The organism is Fannyhessea sp., from assembly GCF_986145555.1.
In genome coordinates this window covers 1-1,842 of sequence record NZ_CFRCNA010000055.1, presented here as the reverse complement: position 1 = coordinate 1,842, position 1,842 = coordinate 1, and the positions used below count along the sequence as shown (strand labels likewise).

The following is a 1,842-nucleotide window of genomic DNA, read 5'->3' as shown; positions in this document are numbered from 1 at the left end:
TCATTACTGAATCTCTTACGGAAGAATCATAGTCGTTAGTCAGGATACAACGGTATGTGTATTCTCCTTCCCAAAAATCCTGCACACCATCCATCCGTTTCTGTCTTTGAATCACAAGTCGATATGTCTTACTATAATAAATGCAATTGAGTATTTTTGTTTTTGACCAACTTTTTTAATTATTATGGCTACTACGAAGCAAAAACTTTATAAAAACATTACTATTTTATCGTTTATCACCTTTTTTTTATCCTTTGCTATAGCGATAGCCTGCTTGTGCTGGCAGAAATACTCTATTGCTATCTACTTTTTATGCAGCTCTATCGCATGCATCATAGTTAGCTTTTTTACACTCCTTAGAAGCCCTCTTACTTCAAGCAAATTAACAGCAAACGGATCGGAAAGGCAGCGACATACAACTAAAATAAATTGGTTTGTATATAACAAAAACGAATTTTTCCCCATTTCAAAATTTGCCTTAATACGATTATACATATATAAAACGCTTACGCTGGTATCTGCTGTTCTTGTTATAGTGGGCATTATCATAGGGAATATTACATTATGGTATAGCTCGGCTTTCGTATGCGGAATTAGCTTTGTGCTGGGCTGCTTACTTGCCGTTAAGTATATGAAAGGCGGAGGGTTTTATTTCTAGTTTTTAAAAACGTTGATTTCTCACCCTTTTAAGTATTTCCTCAAACCTTTCTTTCCGCTCTTTTGGTGATAGTATCACGGCTTCCTTTGGTTTAGTTTCTTCCCAGGGGAAAGGCAACATTTCTTTAGGTTGTAACTTCTTGCTTACATGTGGCTGAATAGCAATTGTAGTAAACATTCTATCACGCTCCCAATCGTTTTTAACAGCAGTTTCGCACTTGCTATTATAAGCTTCACTTACAGCATTAAATTCCTCTAGCGTAAGCCTACAGAAATCCATATCAGATAAGCCTATACAAGCAAGTGCGAAATCTAGGACTTCAATTATTTTGAAGTCTTTTTTTGTCCCTTTTTTATATGCCTTTATGCTGTTTGTTTTTAAAGTGAAACCGCCCACATATCTCATGCAGACGGTTGAAATGTTCTTTTACTATTGAAGCACGAAGCATTCAATTTTTTTATCAATATACGCTTGCTGCTTCCATTTTTTTTGCAAGCGACTTGATGCCTTTTACAATCATTTCCTTACGCTGCTTGCTAGGCTTTCTTTGTCCTATCGCATATTATCGCATTAGGGTTGGGCTTATTCCTATTTCTCTTGACATTCCTGCAACGTTGATGCGCCAATATGTATGTGGTATAAAGAATGCTGGAGAAAAGACATACAATCGCCTCTCAAAATGTATAGAAGATATAAAGACAGAACTCAATACGGCTTCTTTCTAACGAAGTTTGTATAATCAATGAACATTTTTAAGCCTCGGTGCGTGAAGCATCGGGGCTTTTTTTGTTATCGCTCATAATCTATAAACTGTCTTACACACATAAGCACCGTTATAACTCCGTCTATCTTTTGTGTTTGCCTTATCTTTATAGGTTTACAGTTTTCTAGGTTGTCAAAATCTAAGATAGCATTACCGAAACAATAAGCATTGATAGGGTTATCGCCTATCCGTATGTGTCCTGTCTTTGCTCCGTGTTCAAAACTTTCTATAGGTGCGGTGAAGTAGCCGTAAGTTTGACGTAAAGGCTTTAACCTCAAATCCGCAACTAAGCCCTTGAACGTCCTTGTTGCGTTTACACGTCCTCTCATTACTGAATCTCTTACGGAAGAATCATAGTCGTTAGTCAGGATACAACGGTATGTGTATTCTCCTTCCCAAAAATCCTGCACACCATCCATCC

At 37.1% G+C, this 1,842-nt stretch carries 2 protein-coding genes; both read right to left on the bottom strand.

All coding sequences use genetic code 11. The features are described 5' to 3' along the window. Nucleotides 1-661: 661 nt before the first annotated feature. Nucleotides 662-1,054 (bottom strand): hypothetical protein, encoded by a 393-nt coding sequence (locus AC5GD6_RS06220; protein WP_491846480.1) that lies wholly within the window; start codon nucleotides 1,052-1,054, stop codon nucleotides 662-664. Nucleotides 1,055-1,447: 393 nt separating this feature from the next. After that, nucleotides 1,448-1,750, bottom strand: a complete 303-nt coding sequence (locus AC5GD6_RS06215) for a terminase TerL endonuclease subunit (protein ID WP_238295885.1) — start codon at nucleotides 1,748-1,750, stop codon at nucleotides 1,448-1,450. Nucleotides 1,751-1,842: the final 92 nt, after the last annotated feature.